Origin of the sequence: Larkinella rosea (assembly GCF_003858635.1) — a bacterium.
Lineage (GTDB): Bacteria > Bacteroidota > Bacteroidia > Cytophagales > Spirosomataceae > Larkinella > Larkinella rosea.
Map to the genome: position 1 here is coordinate 24,214 of NZ_RQJO01000009.1, position 16,347 is coordinate 40,560.

A 16,347-nucleotide genomic window follows, 5' to 3' on the forward strand; every position below is an offset into this window, starting at 1 on the left:
CCACCTGAATAGCCTGATTCGTCGTTTCCTCTTTATACCGATTTTCGGATGCACGTTTGCTTCATGATGGCGGGTTTGCCGCATTATTTTACCTTGGTTTTGAACAAGTTAGCAACCGATTATTCGATTGAAGTCAGTATCATCAAACCGAATAAACGCAGCAAAAGCATCGGGTCGGGCGTGCACGAGGAAACGGGAAATAACCGCTTTCAGATTCTCGATCTGGAAGAATACACGACCTGGTACGGAAAACCCTTTTTTAGGGACATCAAAGCGGTTTTGCTGGAAAAAAAGCCCGACCTGCTGGTCGTCAGCTGGCCGTATATTCTGCATTTTGCGATGAGCCGCTCATTCTGGCAATGGACCCGGCGGCAGGGAATCCGGCTCATCTACCGCGATATTCCGTTCAATGTGCCCGAATGGGGCAAGATCCGGGAGTTCTATTACGGCGTAGGCAACCAGAACGAAGATTTCAGCCTGACGCAGAAAAAGACCCTGAGCGGTTATTTGAACACGCTGGCACTGACGCTGATGCGCCGGATTTACATGCACCGGGCCGACGCGCACGTTTACTACGTGGACGATGCGTACCGAATTGCGGGCAGTTACGGCATTCCGCGCGAAAAAATATTCATCACGGCCAATTCGCCCGATACCGACGAACTGCTGGCGGCTTTTGAGCAGGTGCGGCACGAAGAACCGGTTTTGCCGCCGAATCCGTACCGGCTGATTCACGTTGGGCGGCTGGTGAAGTGGAAGCGCGTCGATCTGATTATCGAAGCCATCAAGCGACTGCAAAACCGGTATCCGTCGATTGAACTGGTGGTGGTGGGCTACGGACCGGAGGAGGAAAACTGGAAAAAACGGGCGGTTGACGAGGGCGTGGAAAACCGGGTGATGTTTGTCGGGGGCGTTTACGACTCGGTTTCGCTGGGGCGGTTTTTGCACGCGTCGGCGATTTACGTGCTGGGCGGTATGGGCGGTTTGTCGATCAACGACGCCATGTGCTTTGCCAAACCGGTGATTTGCTCCGTGGCCGACGGAACCGAAAAACGGCTGGTGCGGGAAGGCTACAACGGCGGTTATTTTGAAAATGGCAACGCCAACAGCCTGACCGAAAAGATTGACTTCCTGCTGGCCGATCCGGAGCGTGTGAAAACCTTTGGCGACCATTCCCTGCAAATTATTCGTGACGAAGTGAACATTCACACCGTCTTAAAAGAATATGTTCGGGCGTTCGAGTATGTCGTCGGAACAAAAAAAGATTCAGTTGAAAAACCTGCTGTTTAAGACAACCAATGACAAAAATCCTGAATATCGTTGGTGCCCGGCCTAATTTCATGAAAGTGGCTCCGCTGCACCGTGCTTTCCGGCAGTATCCTTCGTTTCAGTCGAAAATCGTTCATACCGGGCAGCATTACGACGCCAAAATGAGCGATGTGTTTTTTAACCAGCTTGAATTGCCCAACCCGGATTATTTTCTGGGCATCGGTGGTGGCTCGCACGCCCAGCAAACCGCCCGCATCATGCTGGAATTCGAGAAAGTGATGGAAGCTGAAAAACCGGATGTAGTGCTGGTGGTGGGGGATGTAACCTCGACCATTGCCTGCGCGCTGGTGGCGGTTAAAATGCACATTCCGGTCGTGCACGTCGAAGCCGGTTTGCGGAGCGGAGACCGCCGGATGCCCGAAGAAATCAACCGGATTCTGACCGATAGCATTTCCGACCAACTGTTTATTACCGAACAGGCCGGAATCGATAACCTGAAACGCGAGGGTGTAGCCGACGAAAAAGTCCATTTTGTGGGCAACGTCATGATCGATTCGCTGGTGCATTACCGCCGGAAAGCGGCCGAAACCCAAACCGTTGATAAACTGGGTCTTGAATCGGGCAGCTACGTGCTGATGACGATGCACCGCCCGGCCAATGTGGATGCCGAAACCGGTTTGCGCAGTATTTTGCAGGTCGTGGAAGACACCGCCCGCTACAAAAAAGTGTTGTTCCCGATTCACCCGCGAACGCTGCATAACCTCAGCAATTTCGGCCTGACCGAGCGACTGAACGCCATTCCCAACCTCCAGTTGATGGAACCGCAGGGCTACCTGGAGTTCCTGAATCTGATGGAACATGCGGCCATTATCGTTACCGATTCGGGCGGCATTCAGGAAGAAACGACGTACCTTCAGGTGCCGTGCCTCACCTTCCGCGACAGCACTGAGCGGCCCGTTACCGTCGAACTGGGAACGAACCAGTTGCTGGCCGATCTGGATCCCGAAACCGTGCATCAGAAAGTCGTTGAAATTTTGGACGGAAAAGTGAAAAAAGGCGTGATTCCGCCCCTGTGGGATGGGCAGGCCGCCGGGCGAATTGCCGAAATTATTCATACGATTTATGGATGAAAAAGGGACGCACCGTGCTGATGATTTTTCAGAAACGCTGTGTAAACCAATTCATTGACCAAAAATGACCGATTCAAACGTACGTGCCGAAGCGATGCCCGACAATCCGTCGGAACATTACCGGCTAAAACCGCCCCTGACCAATCCCCGCCGGTATTACCTGATCAAACTGCGGGAACTGGTGCAGTATGCCAAAACCACGTTTATCGACCCGCTGACGAAAAGCGCCCCGATCAAACTGGCCGATTATGGCTGTGGCACCAAACCGTACGTATCGCTTTTCCCGGCCAATCAGGTGCAGTACATCGGCATCGACCTCGACTGGAATCCGCATGCCGACGTTTATATTGGCTCCGACAGCCGCATCGATATGCCTGATGATCAGGTGGATGTGGTATTGTCGACGCAGGTGCTGGAACACGTCGAAGATCCGGAAGGCTATCTAAAAGAAGCGTGCCGCATTTTGAAACCGGGCGGTTTGCTACTGCTGACCACCCACGGCTACTGGATGTACCACCCGGACCCGACCGATTACTGGCGCTGGACATCGGCCGGCTTGCAGAAAATTGTAGCCCGCAACGGCTTCGAAATTGTCTCGTTTCGCGGGATTATTGGACGGTCAGCGATGGGGTTGCAACTATTTCAGGACGGTTTTCTGTTCAAAATTCCGCGGTGGTTGTGGCCGCCATTTGCGCTCGTGATGCAGGCAGCGATCAGCCTTTTTGACAAAACAACTTCCCAGCAAACGAAGGATAAAGACGCCTGTACGTTTTTGGTGGTCGGGCGAAAACTATGAAACTCTGCATTGCCTATCCGAACAAAAACCGGTATTCGGAAACGTTTATTCACAACCACCTTACCTACCTGAAGCCCGCGTTAGCGCTCTCGGGCGGCTGGCGACCGTACCGCACGGAAGACGGCCATTCGATCATTCGAATGCCGCTGGCCGAGCCGATTCGGGTGGGAATAAAGCGGGGTTTGCCGAGTCTGTATCCGGCGTTTTACACCCATTTCCTGACCCGGTTTTTGCAGGAAAACCGCCCGGATGTGCTGCTGGCGGAATATGGCCCGACGGGCTGCGCCGTGATGGCGGCCTGCCGGAAAGCCAATGTGCCGCTGGTGGTTCATTTTCACGGGTTTGATGCGGTCGAGAAAGCGACGATTCAGCAATATGGCGCGCAATACCGGCAGCTTTTTGCCCAGGCCAAAGCGATTGTGGCGGTTTCCAATGATATGGCCGAACAACTCGTCCGGCTGGGTGCCGATCCGGCGAAAGTACACCGGAATCCGTACGGCGTCGAAACCGGTCTGTTTTCCGGGGCTGAGCCCGAAAAAGCGGAAAAAGTCATCGTGGCGGTTGGTCGGTTTACGGCAAAAAAAGCGCCCCAGCTCACTATCCGGGCGTTTGATAAAGTGCTGGATCGTCATCCCGATGCGCGGCTGGTGATGATTGGCAACGGCGAACTGTTTGAGACCTGCAAAGCGTTGGTGAATGAGTTGCAACTGAAATACGCCGTTCAGTTACTGGGCGTAAAACCGGCCGTCGAAATTGCCGAATGGCACCGGAAAGCCCGGCTTTTTGCGCAGCATTCGATGGTCAATCCGACGAATGGCGATTCGGAAGGAACGCCCAATACCGTACTGGAAGCGTCGGCGGCCGGTTTGCCAATTGTCAGTACGCGCCACGCCGGGATCAAAGAAGCCGTCGATCACGGAAAAACCGGTTTTCTGGTCGAGGAAGGCGATGTTCAGGGTATGGCCGCGTACATGGTACAATTGCTGGATGAGCCGGAACGGGCCGGTGAAATGGGCCGGAATGCCCGCCAGAAAATGATCGATGAATACGAAATGAGTGCCCGTATTCAGGCGTTAAACCGCATTTTAGAAACGTAGCAACGGACTTTAGTCCGTTAGTTGGCTAAACTTACTTATAAATTATGGCCGTATTATCACCCCTGACCAATTCGCCGGATGTATCGCCCGTTCGGAGCCTGAACGCCCGCACAATCGAACAACGGTATCGAGATCAGTTTGGGATGGACGTCAGCCGGTATTTTGCCGGTCTGGACGAGGTGATGATTTACCGCTGCAACCAGTCGAAACTGAAATTCTATTACCCGTTTTCGCTGGCGGGCGATGCCGATTTTTACGCCGATTTGGCCAAACACTACACCGGTTATTACAGTCCCTGGAAGTGGGAGCACGAGCAGGTGTTTCAACGCATCAAACCGGGGGATCGGGTGCTCGAAATTGGCAGCGGTAATGGTTATTTCCTGAAAAAACTCCCCGAAAAAGGAGCTACCGGCCTGGGCCTCGAACTGAACGACGATGCCATTGCATTCGGCAAAAAGATGGGCGTTGAGATTATCAATCAGGATTTGAAGATTCACGCGGAGCAGCACGCCGGTCAGTACGATGTCGTCTGTGCGTTTCAGGTGTTTGAGCACGTCAATCAGGTGGGTGATTTCTTCCGGCAGGCGGCTCAGTGCGTCAAACCGGGCGGTTTGCTGGCGGTTGGCGTTCCCAACAATGCGTCGTATTATTTTCGCGAAGATCCGTATCACACCTTAAATTTGCCCCCGCATCACACGCTGCTCTGGGAGCCGGTTTCGCTGCAATACGCCGGGTCGTTCGTGGGTTTGCAAAAGCCCGACATTCGGGTGGAAACCGCTTCGGTGTTGCACCGCAGCGCGGCTTACCGGTTGTGGCTGGAACAAAAACTGGGTCAAAATTCGGTCACATCACTTTTATACAAAACCACCCGGTTTATTGCCAAGCGTCTGCCGCTACCCATCGACGGGGCCACGGTTGTCGCCATTTACCGGAAATAACATGGGAATTGTCATTCGCCAAAGCCTGAAAGCCAGCGTCGGTTCCTACATCGGGGTCGGCATCGGGATTATCAACCAGTTGTACGTTTCGCTGAAATTTCTGTCGACCGATCAATTGGCGATTTCGCGTCTTTTGCTGGAGAACAGCCTGCTTTTTGCGGCTTTTGCCCACCTCGGTGCACCGTTTATCACCGACCGGTTTTTTGGCTATTTCCGGGATGATAAAACGAAGAATAGCGGTTTTCTGGGATTTCTGCTGGCGTTTCCGCTGATCGGGATCAGCCTTTTTTCAGCCGCTTATTTTATTTTCGAGCAACCCATTCAGGATTATTTTGCCGAAAAATCCGCCGGTCTGATTCCCTACCACGTGCTGGTGGTGCCGCTGACGATTTTCTGGATTTACATTTCCGTGCTCGAATCCTATTGCCGCAACAACGCCCGCATTGCCATTCCGACGTTTATTCGCGAAGTCTACCTGAAACTGGCGAATGTGCTGGTCATCCTGTTGTTCGGACTGGGCTGGTACAATTTCGACTGGATGCTGTACCTGATGGTGGCGGCATACGGGTTAGCCGTCGTCATTTTGCTGGTCTACATTTACCAGCTCGGTAAGTTTTCGCTGCGGTTTGATGTGGGTCGTTTAAAAGAGGGAATGTTCCGCCAGATGGTCTATTTCGGTCTGTTTGTCGTGATGGGCGGTGTCGGTACGCAGGTGGTGTATTTCATCGACCGAACGATGCTTTCCGGGGGTGAAGGGCTGACCAATGCGGCCATTTTTATCATTGCCACCTACATTGCCGGGATCATTGAAATTCCCCGAAAAACCATTACGCAGATTTCTACCCCTTTGGTTTCCAATTCGTTGCGTGAAGGCGATATGGCGCATGTTCAGGAGTTGTACCACAAATCATCGTTGAATCAACTGCTGGCGGGCGGGGTGGTTTTTTTGCTGATCTGGACTAACATCGACGGTATTTTCAGCATCCTGCCGAAAGCCGACATCTACCGCCAGGGTAAAATGGTCGTGTTTTTACTGGCCTCGGCGAAGCTATTTGAGATGGCCACCGGCGTCAATGGCGAAATCATCAACTACTCCAAACATTTCCGCTACGCCACTTACCTGATGATTCTGATGGCGTGTCTCGCGATTGGTGCCAACTGGTATTTCATTCCGCGCTACGGAATCGATGGGGCGGCTTTTGCGACTACGCTGACCACGCTGGTTTTTGCCCTGAGCAAAGTGGGACTGGTGTGGGTGTTTTTCCGAATCCTGCCGTTTACGGTTGCAGGGATCAAAGCCGTGGCGGTTTTGGGGCTGGTGTATGCCGTATCGCTCATTTTGCCGGAATGGAACGGTTCGTTGTGGCTGGTGCTGCTTAGTATCGCGCTGCGATCACTGATTCTGGTGAGCGTTTTTGCCGGACTGGTGCTGTGGCTGCGGGTGTCGGAGGACGTGAATGGGCTGGCGGGGTCGCTGTGGAGACGAACGCGGGCGTTCCGGCAGCGGTGATCGGAATGTTGGATGATGAATTATGAACGATGTTGGTTTATCAAATCAAAACCGCATCTCAAATACAAACTTCGCTGACTCGACCGCGCCCAACCGCTTTTTAAACTGAATCAATCCCTCATTCCGGACGCTGCGGCTCGTTGAAATGCCTAGATCGAGCAACGAAATCTGCTCCTGCTGGCAATGGGAGTAAAGCGATTCCACCAGCATCACCGACGGACTGAATTGCTGGTAATCTTCGTGGTCGGCGGGCAGAAAGTAGTAGAGAATATCGGAAGTAACCCGAATGCCCAGACACGCAGCAATCAGCCGATCGCCATCCCAAACCGTAAAAACCGGAGAATCACTTCTGAAATTGTTTATTAAACTGGCAAGCTCTTTGCTGTTCATTGACAGGGGCAGGTTCTTGCGCAACCGGGCTTTCTGAATGAAGACAAACAATTGGTCAACGTCCGGGTCGGTCCAGATTCGGGTTGTAAAACCGGCCTGCCGACATTTTCGAAGCCGACGCCGTTCAGCATCGTGCAACGGTTCGGTAAAGGAACCGTTGCTGACCGGCACGTGTTGATTCAGTTCTTCATACTTAACCGAAAAACCGGTGTTCTGCAATACGTACCGAAGTCGTTCAGCCTCAGCCGGTACATAACAATCCGGGTAATTTACTATTCGAATTCCCTGAACTGGTAATTTCTTACTATACGTCACAGCGGCTTCAACTAACCGACGCAACTCGTCGTCCGATAAATCGGCTTTAAATTCAAACGAACCAAAGGAGGCCGCACAGGGACTCACGGCCCAGTCGTCGCGGATAAAAACCGCAAAGCGGGCATCGGCCCGGCCGGTTTCGGAATGAACAAGCGCAAAATAATGGAGTGGTCGGCCGGCTTGGTTGAGCAAATGCCGGGCTTGCAAAAACAGAAAACCGTCGCGGCAGAACGGTGGAATCTGTTCCGGAAGCGGATTTTCTACATGAAGAATTTCGTACACAGGCCGTTCGGAAAGGGCGTCACAACTCGCCAATAGCTATTTCTTCTTTCGCTCCTGCTTTTTCGACCAGCGTTCGTGGACCAACTGAATGATACCGTCTTTCAGGCCGAGGTCGGGAACAATGATGGTGTCGGCACCCGCCCATTTCATGACCGAAATGTAAATATCAGCCGCCGGAACAATGACGTCGGCGCGGTCGGCGTTCAGACGAAGTTTGTTGATCCGGTCTTCCAGGCTGTAGCCCGAAATGTAATTCCGCATCCGCTCAATTTCCGCCAGCGTTGTCGTATCAGAAACTTTGGCGACCAGGTTGAAGATTTTGTTGATGTTCCCACCCGTTCCAACGGCCACCAATTCCTGCGAAGTCAGCACGTTTTCTTCCACCCATTCGCGCATCTTGTTCCAGGCACCTTTGGTTTCTTTGCCTTCCAGCAAGCGCACGGAACCGATTTTAAAGGACTTGGAGTTGACCTTTTTTCGGTTCACGTAGAGGTTCAATTCGGTGCTGCCTCCCCCGACGTCGATGTGCAGGAACTGCCGTTCGTCGAGCGCCTGAACCACCACATTATTAATCAGTTGGGCTTCTTTCTGTCCGTCGATGATGTGGATTTCGATGCCGGTTAGCTCCTTGATGCGGGTCGCTACTTTGTGTCCGTTGACGGCTTCCCGCATGGCCGAAGTGGCACAGGCCATGTAGTCTTCCACTTCGTGGAGTTCCATCAACAGCTTGTAAACCTGCATCAGTTTGTTGGTACGGACCTCGCTTTCCGGCGTAATCTCCCCATAATTGAACACATCGTGACCCAATCGGAGCGGAAAACGGACGTATTCAACCTTTTTAAAGCTTATCACATCGTCGACGTGCAGAACCGTTGAGATCTGGAGCCGGGCCGCGTTAGAGCCAATATCAATGGCAGCAATTTTCAAAGCGAAGTTGGGAAAAGTGGTACTGAAACGCCCAAATATACTGAATTTACATCCCCAGACGAAATTGGGCGGCTTTTCTATGTTGCGGTATTCCGATTCGGATTTCCCTTTAAAATCACCACGGTAGTGTGCAAACTCGGTTAATTTTTCCGCATATTGGCAATTTATGTTTCATCTTTTCGGAAACCGTTACCTGTAAAGAGAAATCCGTGCGTTTTTTGACGTTGCGGTTCGTTTGCTAATTCCATGCTTATTTTAGGAATCTCTGCTTTTTACCATGATTCGGCTGCGGCTTTGATCGACGACGGGCGAATTGTGGCGGCTGCCCAGGAAGAGCGGTTTACGCGCCAAAAGCACGACGCCGGTTTTCCGGCGAATGCGATTCGTTTTTGCCTGGAATACGGCGGAACGACCCTGAATGAACTGGATGCGATTGTTTTTTACGACAAACCGCTGCTCAAATTCGAGCGGTTACTGGAGACTTACTACACCTTTGCTCCGCGCGGCTTGCGATCTTTTCTGATGGCGATGCCGGTTTGGATGAAGGATAAACTGTTCCTGAAACGACTCCTCCGCAACGAACTCAAAAAGCTGGGATACGATTCCAAAAAACCGGTCAAACTCCTGTTCCCCGAACACCATTTATCCCATGCCGCCAGTGCGTTTTATCCTTCCCCGTTTGAAAATGCCGCCATTCTGACCATTGACGGGGTGGGCGAATGGGCGACGGCATCCATTGGTCTGGGCAACGGAAAAACCATCACCATCCTGAAAGAACTGCATTTTCCGCATTCGCTGGGGTTGTTGTATTCGGCTTTTACGTATTTTCTGGGCTTTCGGGTCAATTCCGGGGAATACAAATTGATGGGACTCGCGCCGTATGGCAATCCCCGTTCGCCGGAGGTGGATCGGTATGTCGAGCTGATCAAAACCCAGCTCGTTGAATTAAAGGAAGATGGTTCGATCTGGCTCGATCAGACGTATTTCGATTATGCGACCGGTTTGCGGATGGTGCCCGAAAAAAAGTGGGCATCCCTGTTCGGAATGCCCAAACGAAACCCCGAAGAGGAACTGAAACCGGAACACGCCAACCTGGGGCTGGCCATTCAGCGTGTGACCGAAGAGGTGGTGATTAACATGGCCCGCGAAGCCCGGCGACTGACTGGTTCCGACAATCTGGTGCTGGCGGGTGGGGTAGCGCTCAACTGTGTGGCGAACGGAAAAATACAAAAGTCGGGCATTTTCAAAAATGTCTTTATTCAGCCCGCAGCCGGTGATGCGGGTGGTTCGCTGGGAGCGGCTCTGGCGGCTTATCATATTTATTTCGACAAAAACCGCGTCATCGACTACACAGACGACGCCCTGCACGGTTCGTATCTGGGCCCGACTTTCTCAGATTTGGATGTGGAGTTGATGGCGAAAAAATACAAAGCGGTTTTTCGCCATTACGATGATTTTAGTACTTTAAGTGATGAGGTGGCTCGGTTGCTGGCCGACGAAAACGTGGTGGGCTGGGTGCAGGGGCGGATGGAATTCGGGCCGCGGGCGCTGGGCAATCGCAGCATTCTGGGTGATCCGCGTTCGGCGGACATGCAGAAAAAGCTGAACCTAAAAATCAAATACCGGGAATCGTTCCGGCCTTTTGCACCTTCGGTGCTGGCCGAAGATTGCCGCAACTACTTTGATTACGATGGGGTTTCGCCCTACATGCTGCTGGTGCATCCGGTTCTGGAAAATCGCCGAAAACCGCTGCCTGCCGATTATGACACTTTGCCATTGCGTGATAAACTTTATGTTCAACGTTCTGATTTACCGTCGGTTACGCACGTCGATTTCTCCGCCCGGATTCAAACCGTACATCATGAAACGAATCCGCGCTACTGGCAATTGATCGATGCGTTCAAGCGACTGACTGGTTTTGGAGTACTGGTCAACACCAGTTTCAACGTCCGGGGTGAACCGATCGTCAATACGCCGGAAGACGCGTACCGGTGTTTCATGCGAACGGAAATGGATTACCTGGTCATTGGAAATGCGGTTTTTGATAAAAAGCAGCAACCCGATTGGCCGGAAAAAGACAACTGGCAAACGGAATATGTGCTGGACTGAAGAATAGGAGCGGTTTTTTGAAGAATGTATCTGATTGATTTATGAACGCATTGGATCGGGCTAAAGCGCAATTGGTTATCGTAACCGGCCTCGTCATTCTGTATTTTATTTTTAAATCGGACTACTGGCTGTATGCCGCTGCGGGTGTTGGACTGCTGAGTGTCTTCATCCCGGCAGTGGGCAACAGGATCGTCTGGCTGTGGTTCAAACTGGCCGAAATGCTGGGGAAAATCAATAGCACCCTCATTCTGACCGTTCTGTTCGGACTGATTTTAACGCCGATTGCGGCTTTGTACCGGATCACGACGAAAAATCCATTATCGGTGAAAAAAAGCAAATCGGCGACGCTTTTTCACGAACGCAATCACACGTATACGAAAGACGATCTCGAACATCCGTGGTAACGGAATTTTTTGCCGAAAGCGCCTGTTCCTGAACTGAGCGAACCGGTTTGGTGAAGACCGTCGCTTTTTCTATTTTTGTAAAACGCTTATCGAGAAAGACGGAGGGATTGGACCCGATGATGTCTTGGCAACCCGTCAGCTCCCTGAAAAAGGTGCCAAATTCCGCCCCGGCAACGGGGGTAGATAAGTTGAAAGCCTGCACCCCGCTACCTTTCTTCGATAAGCAGCTTATTTGTGTTTACATCTTTCTGGAACAGAAGGCTGATTTGCGGTGAACCATTGTCCTAATCAATACAATAACTTGGAAAAAATAACGGAACTTCTTCAGCAACGTATCCTGATTCTCGATGGAGCCATGGGTACGATGATTCAACGGTATAAACTGGGAGAAGACGATTACCGGGGCGCGCGGTTTGCCGACTGGGAGCATGATTTACAGGGGAATAATGACCTGTTGTCGATTACGCAACCGGAAATTATCAAGGAAATCCATCGGCAGTATCTCGAAGCCGGTTCCGATATCATCGAAACCAATACGTTTAGCAGTACGACCATCGCCATGGCTGATTACCACATGGAAGAACTGGCGTATGAACTCAACTTCGAATCGGCAAAAATTGCGAAAGAAACCACGGTTGAATATACCCGGAAAAATCCCAAAAAGCCCCGGTTTGTGGCCGGAGCCATGGGACCCACCAACCGGACAGCGTCGCTATCGCCCGACGTCAACAATCCCGGCTACCGGGCCATTACGTTCGATCAACTCGTGGAGGCTTATTACGAGCAGGCGCGGGGACTGGTGGAAGGCGGTGCCGATATCCTGTTGATTGAAACCATTTTTGATACGCTAAACGCGAAAGCCGCCCTGTTTGCGGTCGATAAATACTTTGCCGACAGCGGGCGCGAACCGCTGCCGATCATGATTTCGGGCACCATCACCGATGCGTCAGGTCGGACGTTGTCGGGGCAAACGACGGAAGCTTTTTTGTATTCGGTTTCGCACCTGCCGCTGCTGAGTGTTGGTTTAAACTGCGCCCTGGGGGCTGAACTGATGCGCCCGTACGTGCAGACGCTGGCCAAGGAATCTCCGTTTTTTACCTCAGCCTATCCGAATGCCGGTTTGCCCAACGAAATGGGTGAATACGATCAGTCGCCGGAGGAAATGGCGGCTCAGATTGAAGGATTCGTGCAGGACGGTTTTGTGAACATTGTCGGCGGTTGCTGCGGATCAACGCCTGATCACATTCAGGCGATTGCCAAAGCCATTGCGAAATACCCGCCCCGTCAGAAACCGCAAGCTGAACCTTACCAGAAACTGAGTGGTCTGGAGCCGTTGAAAATCACGGAGTTGACCAATTTTGTCAACGTAGGTGAGCGTACTAACGTGACGGGTTCCAAAGCCTTTGCGCGGCTGATCAAAACCGGCGATTACGAAGCGGCTCTGTCGGTGGCCCGTCAGCAGGTCGAGAATGGCGCGCAGGTGATCGACGTCAACATGGACGAGGGCATGCTCGATTCGGTGGAGGTGATGACGACTTTCCTGAACCTGATTGCGGCCGAACCAGACATTGCCCGCGTGCCGGTCATGATCGACTCGTCGAAGTGGGAAGTGATCGAAGCCGGTTTGAAGTGCGTGCAGGGAAAAGCCATCGTGAACTCGATTTCGCTGAAAGAAGGCGAGGAAGCGTTTATCGAACGGGCCCGGCTGATCAAACGCTACGGAGCGGCTGCGGTGGTGATGGCGTTCGACGAAACCGGCCAGGCCGATAACTACCAGCGACGCATCGAAATTTGTGAACGCGCCTACCGGATTCTGGTCGATAAAGTCGGTTTTTCGGCGCAGGACATCATTTTTGACCCCAACATCCTGACCGTTGCGACCGGGATTGAAGAGCACAACAACTACGCTGTCGACTTCATTAATGCCACGCGCTGGATCAAAGAAAACCTGCCGCTGGCCAAAGTAAGCGGTGGGGTTTCCAATATTTCGTTTTCATTCCGGGGCAACGAAGTGGTTCGGGAAGCGATGCACTCGGTTTTTCTATACCACGCGATCAAAGCCGGGATGGACATGGGAATTGTCAACGCCGGGCAGTTGGGTGTGTACGACGATATTCCGAAAGACCTGCTCGAACGGTGTGAAGACGTGTTGCTCAACCGCCGTCCCGACGCGACTGAGCGGCTGGTCGATTTTGCCGAAACCGTAAAAGCCAAAGGCAAGGTGGTGGTTCAGGACGAAAGCTGGCGGCTGGAACCGGTGGCGCAGCGGCTGAAACACGCGCTGGTTCGCGGGATTACGGATTACATCGATCAGGATACGGAAGAAGCCCGGCAGCAATTCGAGCGACCGATCGAGGTGATCGAAGGGCCGTTGATGGATGGTATGAACGTGGTTGGCGACCTGTTTGGGGAAGGGAAAATGTTCCTGCCGCAGGTGGTGAAGTCGGCGCGGGTGATGAAAAAAGCCGTGGCGTATCTGCTGCCGTTTATCGAAGCCAGCAAGGAAGAAGGTGCCCGGGCCGCCGGGAAAATTCTGATGGCGACCGTCAAAGGCGACGTTCACGACATCGGCAAGAACATCGTTGGCGTGGTTTTGGGTTGTAACAACTACGAAATCATTGATTTGGGCGTGATGGTGCCGACCCAGAAGATTCTGGAAGAAGCCAGAAAACACGATGTCGATATCATTGGATTGAGCGGTTTGATTACACCTTCGCTCGACGAGATGGTGGGCGTTGCCAAGGAAATGGAGCGGCAGGGTTTCAAACTGCCGCTGCTGATCGGTGGCGCCACGACTTCGCGGATTCACACGGCGGTCAAGATCGATCCGCATTATTCCGGCCCGGTGGTTCACGTGCTGGATGCCAGCCGGAGCGTGCCCGTTGCCGGGCGATTGATCAGTGAGCAGGAAGAAACCCGCGACCAGGCTTTTCACGAATTTAAGAATGAGTACGTCAAACTCCGGGCGGATCATGCCAAACGGAAGCAGGACAAAAAAACGCTCACGATCGACGACGCCCGCAAAAATAAAACCGTCATCGACTGGTCGGTTTTTGAACCGGTCAAGCCGCAGTTTCTGGGGAACCGTTATTTCCACGATTATTCGCTCAGCGAAATTGCCGAATTCATCGACTGGACGCCCTTTTTCCAGACCTGGGAATTGCACGGAAAATACCCCGCCATTTTGCAAGACGAGATCGTGGGGGTGGAAGCCACGAAACTGTTCGCCGATGCCAAACAGCTTTTGCAAAAAGTGATTGACGGGAAGTTGCTGACAGCCAAAGCCGTGGTCGGCTTTTATCCAGCTAATTCAGCCGAAGACGACATTCTGCTGCACGAGTTTGAAGAAGTAACCCGCGAAATTCCCTGCGAACGGCACGGTTCACATACCCACATCGAATACAAACTTAGTCAGCTGGCTCAGGCGGTTGGGCAGGAGAAATCGGTGGGCGAACTGGTATACGATACCAAAACCGTGTTCCATTTTCTGCGCCAGCAAAACCAGAAAGCCCCCGGTTTGCCCAATTTCTGCCTGTCGGATTTTGTAGCTCCGATGGAAACCGGTCACACCGATTACATGGGCGGTTTTGCCGTTACGGCGGGAATCGGCATCGAATCGCTGGTTGAAGCCTACGAAAAAGATCACGACGATTACAACAGCATTATGATCAAGGCCATCGCCGACCGCCTGGCCGAAGCCTTCGCTGAATTGATGCACAAGCGGGTCCGGACGGAATTCTGGCCGTATGCGACGGATGAACACCTGACGAACGAAGATTTGATCAAGGAGGAATACCAGGGCATTCGTCCGGCGCCGGGCTACCCAGCCTGCCCCGATCATACCGAAAAAGCCACCTTGTTTGAGTTATTGGACGCCGGACAGATCGGCATCGAGCTGACCGAGAGTTTTGCCATGTATCCCGCTTCGTCGGTAAGCGGTTTTTACTTTTCGCACCCGTCGTCGCGGTATTTTGCAGTGGGTAAAATCAACAAGGATCAGGTGCTCAATTATGCCCATCGGAAAAACCAAAGCGTCGATGAAATTGAACGCTGGCTATCCCCGGTTTTGTCGTACGACGCGTAGAGATGCATTACGATTAAACCCTTTCAGGGTTGGATGTGAAAAACGATGGATTTGAGTCTCAAAAAACTTTCTCACGAGAAAGTTTTTTGTTTTTGTGTATATATTGGAAACTTTTATATATTTACTCCAGACAATACTAAACGAATTTTATTCTGCTCAGAATGGAACCATCAGGTAATGAATTTTTGCGGGGAACCCTGAAAACAATCGTGTTGAAACTGCTCACGGAACGGGGACGAATGTACGGGTACGAAATCACGCAATCCGTCAAAGAGCGCACGCAGGGGGAGGTAGTTCTGACATTTGGGGCTTTGTACCCGGTTTTACACAAATTGCAACAGGAAGGCTTATTGATTACAGAGTCGGTGGAAGTGGACGGGCGGTTGCGGAAATACTACACGCTGACCCCGCGCGGCAACGAGACGGCTCTGCAGAAAGTGTCTGATTTCGAGCGTTTTGTCGAAGTAATGAAACATCTTCTCCAACCCGCGCCGGTTTTGTCGATGGGTCAGTAGCACCCCGAAGAACCAGCCGCTAAACCCGATACGACTATGGAAAAGCTCAACCCGCAACAAGTTGCAATACTGTACCGTCACCTGGACCAAAATGGCACGGACGACGCCCTGATTGAAGAATTGCTCGATCATCTGGCCTGTGAAGTCGAGCATTTTATGTGGATTGGTCTTTCGTTCGAAATGGCTCTGGAGAAAGTGCGGCTCGAAGCCAATGCCAAAGCGGTCAGTCATTTGCGTGATGTGTACAAGATTGAGCTGACCATGACCGACGAGCAACTGCGGCAGGCCAGTCTGGACGATATCGTGTTTGAGTTTCGCAACAAAGCCTACGGCGCGTACGATCTTCGGCAGGAGTACCGGAAATCATTGCGCACGGCTTTGGTACTGAGCCTCGGTCTGTCCATGATGCTGGTGGCGCTGCTGTCGGTTTTTAGCAATCGCAACTGGTCGTACATGAGCGTCTGGGGAGCGATGTGGATGCTGGGTCTGGTGGCCGTTGCCTATGCCGCCGGCACCTGGTTTCACCAGCGCATCCAGCATAAATACCGGATGGCGGAATAATTTCGATCTGTTACTAACAC

General features: G+C 52.3%; 13 protein-coding genes and 1 riboswitch. Of the genes, 11 read left to right on the plus strand and 2 right to left on the minus strand.

The window, feature by feature from the left end; all coding sequences use genetic code 11:
* Positions 1 to 48: 48 nt before the first annotated feature.
* From EHT25_RS16085 to EHT25_RS16110, 6 genes are all read left to right on the plus strand, one after another.
* A complete protein-coding gene (locus tag EHT25_RS16085) occupies positions 49 to 1,290 on the plus strand; it encodes a glycosyltransferase family 4 protein (protein WP_124876174.1) in 1,242 nt (413 codons plus the stop codon).
* A gap of 8 nt (positions 1,291 to 1,298) precedes the next feature.
* Positions 1,299 to 2,399, plus strand: a complete 1,101-nt coding sequence (gene wecB, locus EHT25_RS16090; RefSeq protein ID WP_124876175.1) for a non-hydrolyzing UDP-N-acetylglucosamine 2-epimerase — start codon at positions 1,299 to 1,301, stop codon at positions 2,397 to 2,399.
* Between the two features lie 64 nt (positions 2,400 to 2,463).
* Positions 2,464 to 3,195: a class I SAM-dependent methyltransferase gene (locus tag EHT25_RS16095; RefSeq protein WP_124876176.1), complete on the plus strand. Its 732-nt coding sequence runs from the start codon at positions 2,464 to 2,466 to the stop codon at positions 3,193 to 3,195.
* Positions 3,192 to 4,292 (plus strand): glycosyltransferase, encoded by a 1,101-nt coding sequence (locus EHT25_RS16100; protein ID WP_124876177.1) that lies wholly within the window; start codon positions 3,192 to 3,194, stop codon positions 4,290 to 4,292. Before EHT25_RS16095 ends, EHT25_RS16100 begins: the two co-directional genes overlap by 4 nt.
* Before the next feature lie 44 nt (positions 4,293 to 4,336).
* On the plus strand, positions 4,337 to 5,230 hold the full coding sequence (locus EHT25_RS16105) for a class I SAM-dependent methyltransferase (protein ID WP_124876178.1): 894 nt from the start codon (positions 4,337 to 4,339) through the stop codon (positions 5,228 to 5,230).
* A gap of 1 nt (position 5,231) precedes the next feature.
* Positions 5,232 to 6,740 carry a lipopolysaccharide biosynthesis protein gene (locus EHT25_RS16110; RefSeq protein WP_229311565.1) on the plus strand — a complete coding sequence of 503 codons (1,509 nt, stop codon included), beginning with the start codon at positions 5,232 to 5,234 and terminating at the stop codon, positions 6,738 to 6,740.
* 45 nt (positions 6,741 to 6,785) lie between these two features.
* On the opposite strand, the gene EHT25_RS16115 is transcribed toward EHT25_RS16110, so the two are convergent.
* Entirely contained in the window at positions 6,786 to 7,727 is a 942-nt protein-coding gene (locus tag EHT25_RS16115) for a GNAT family N-acetyltransferase (RefSeq protein ID WP_185731390.1), read from the minus strand.
* 36 nt (positions 7,728 to 7,763) lie between these two features.
* The gene (locus EHT25_RS16120; protein WP_124876180.1) at positions 7,764 to 8,654 is read right to left on the minus strand and encodes a Ppx/GppA phosphatase family protein; all 891 of its coding nucleotides are present in this window, start codon (positions 8,652 to 8,654) and stop codon (positions 7,764 to 7,766) included.
* 246 nt (positions 8,655 to 8,900) lie between these two features.
* On the opposite strand from EHT25_RS16120, the gene EHT25_RS16125 reads away from it, so the two are divergent.
* From EHT25_RS16125 to EHT25_RS16145, 5 genes are all read left to right on the plus strand, one after another.
* Positions 8,901 to 10,763, plus strand: a complete 1,863-nt coding sequence (locus EHT25_RS16125; RefSeq protein WP_124876181.1) for a carbamoyltransferase family protein — start codon at positions 8,901 to 8,903, stop codon at positions 10,761 to 10,763.
* 41 nt (positions 10,764 to 10,804) lie between these two features.
* The gene (locus EHT25_RS16130) at positions 10,805 to 11,167 is read left to right on the plus strand and encodes an SxtJ family membrane protein (RefSeq protein ID WP_124876182.1); all 363 of its coding nucleotides are present in this window, start codon (positions 10,805 to 10,807) and stop codon (positions 11,165 to 11,167) included.
* Between the two features lie 83 nt (positions 11,168 to 11,250).
* A riboswitch (SAM riboswitch) is annotated at positions 11,251 to 11,357 on the plus strand.
* Between the two features lie 111 nt (positions 11,358 to 11,468).
* The gene (gene metH, locus EHT25_RS16135) at positions 11,469 to 15,251 is read left to right on the plus strand and encodes a methionine synthase (protein ID WP_124876183.1); all 3,783 of its coding nucleotides are present in this window, start codon (positions 11,469 to 11,471) and stop codon (positions 15,249 to 15,251) included.
* Between the two features lie 161 nt (positions 15,252 to 15,412).
* Positions 15,413 to 15,766, plus strand: a complete 354-nt coding sequence (locus EHT25_RS16140; protein ID WP_124876184.1) for a PadR family transcriptional regulator — start codon at positions 15,413 to 15,415, stop codon at positions 15,764 to 15,766.
* A 36-nt stretch (positions 15,767 to 15,802) separates the two neighbouring features.
* Positions 15,803 to 16,327, plus strand: coding sequence for a hypothetical protein (locus tag EHT25_RS16145; RefSeq protein ID WP_124876185.1), 525 nt, complete (start codon positions 15,803 to 15,805; stop codon positions 16,325 to 16,327).
* Positions 16,328 to 16,347: the final 20 nt, after the last annotated feature.

What these genes read in the sequence shown, in the direction of transcription:
- EHT25_RS16085 (WP_124876174.1), top strand. Translation starts at nt 49, where the DNA reads ATGCACGTTTGCTTCATGATGGCGGGTTTGCCGCATTATTTTACCTTG.
- wecB (WP_124876175.1), top strand. Translation starts at nt 1,299, where the DNA reads ATGACAAAAATCCTGAATATCGTTGGTGCCCGGCCTAATTTCATGAAA.
- EHT25_RS16095 (WP_124876176.1), top strand. Translation starts at nt 2,464, where the DNA reads ATGACCGATTCAAACGTACGTGCCGAAGCGATGCCCGACAATCCGTCG.
- EHT25_RS16100 (WP_124876177.1), top strand. Translation starts at nt 3,192, where the DNA reads ATGAAACTCTGCATTGCCTATCCGAACAAAAACCGGTATTCGGAAACG.
- EHT25_RS16105 (WP_124876178.1), top strand. Translation starts at nt 4,337, where the DNA reads ATGGCCGTATTATCACCCCTGACCAATTCGCCGGATGTATCGCCCGTT.
- EHT25_RS16110 (WP_229311565.1), top strand. Translation starts at nt 5,232, where the DNA reads ATGGGAATTGTCATTCGCCAAAGCCTGAAAGCCAGCGTCGGTTCCTAC.
- EHT25_RS16125 (WP_124876181.1), top strand. Translation starts at nt 8,901, where the DNA reads ATGCTTATTTTAGGAATCTCTGCTTTTTACCATGATTCGGCTGCGGCT.
- EHT25_RS16130 (WP_124876182.1), top strand. Translation starts at nt 10,805, where the DNA reads ATGAACGCATTGGATCGGGCTAAAGCGCAATTGGTTATCGTAACCGGC.
- EHT25_RS16140 (WP_124876184.1), top strand. Translation starts at nt 15,413, where the DNA reads ATGGAACCATCAGGTAATGAATTTTTGCGGGGAACCCTGAAAACAATC.
- EHT25_RS16145 (WP_124876185.1), top strand. Translation starts at nt 15,803, where the DNA reads ATGGAAAAGCTCAACCCGCAACAAGTTGCAATACTGTACCGTCACCTG.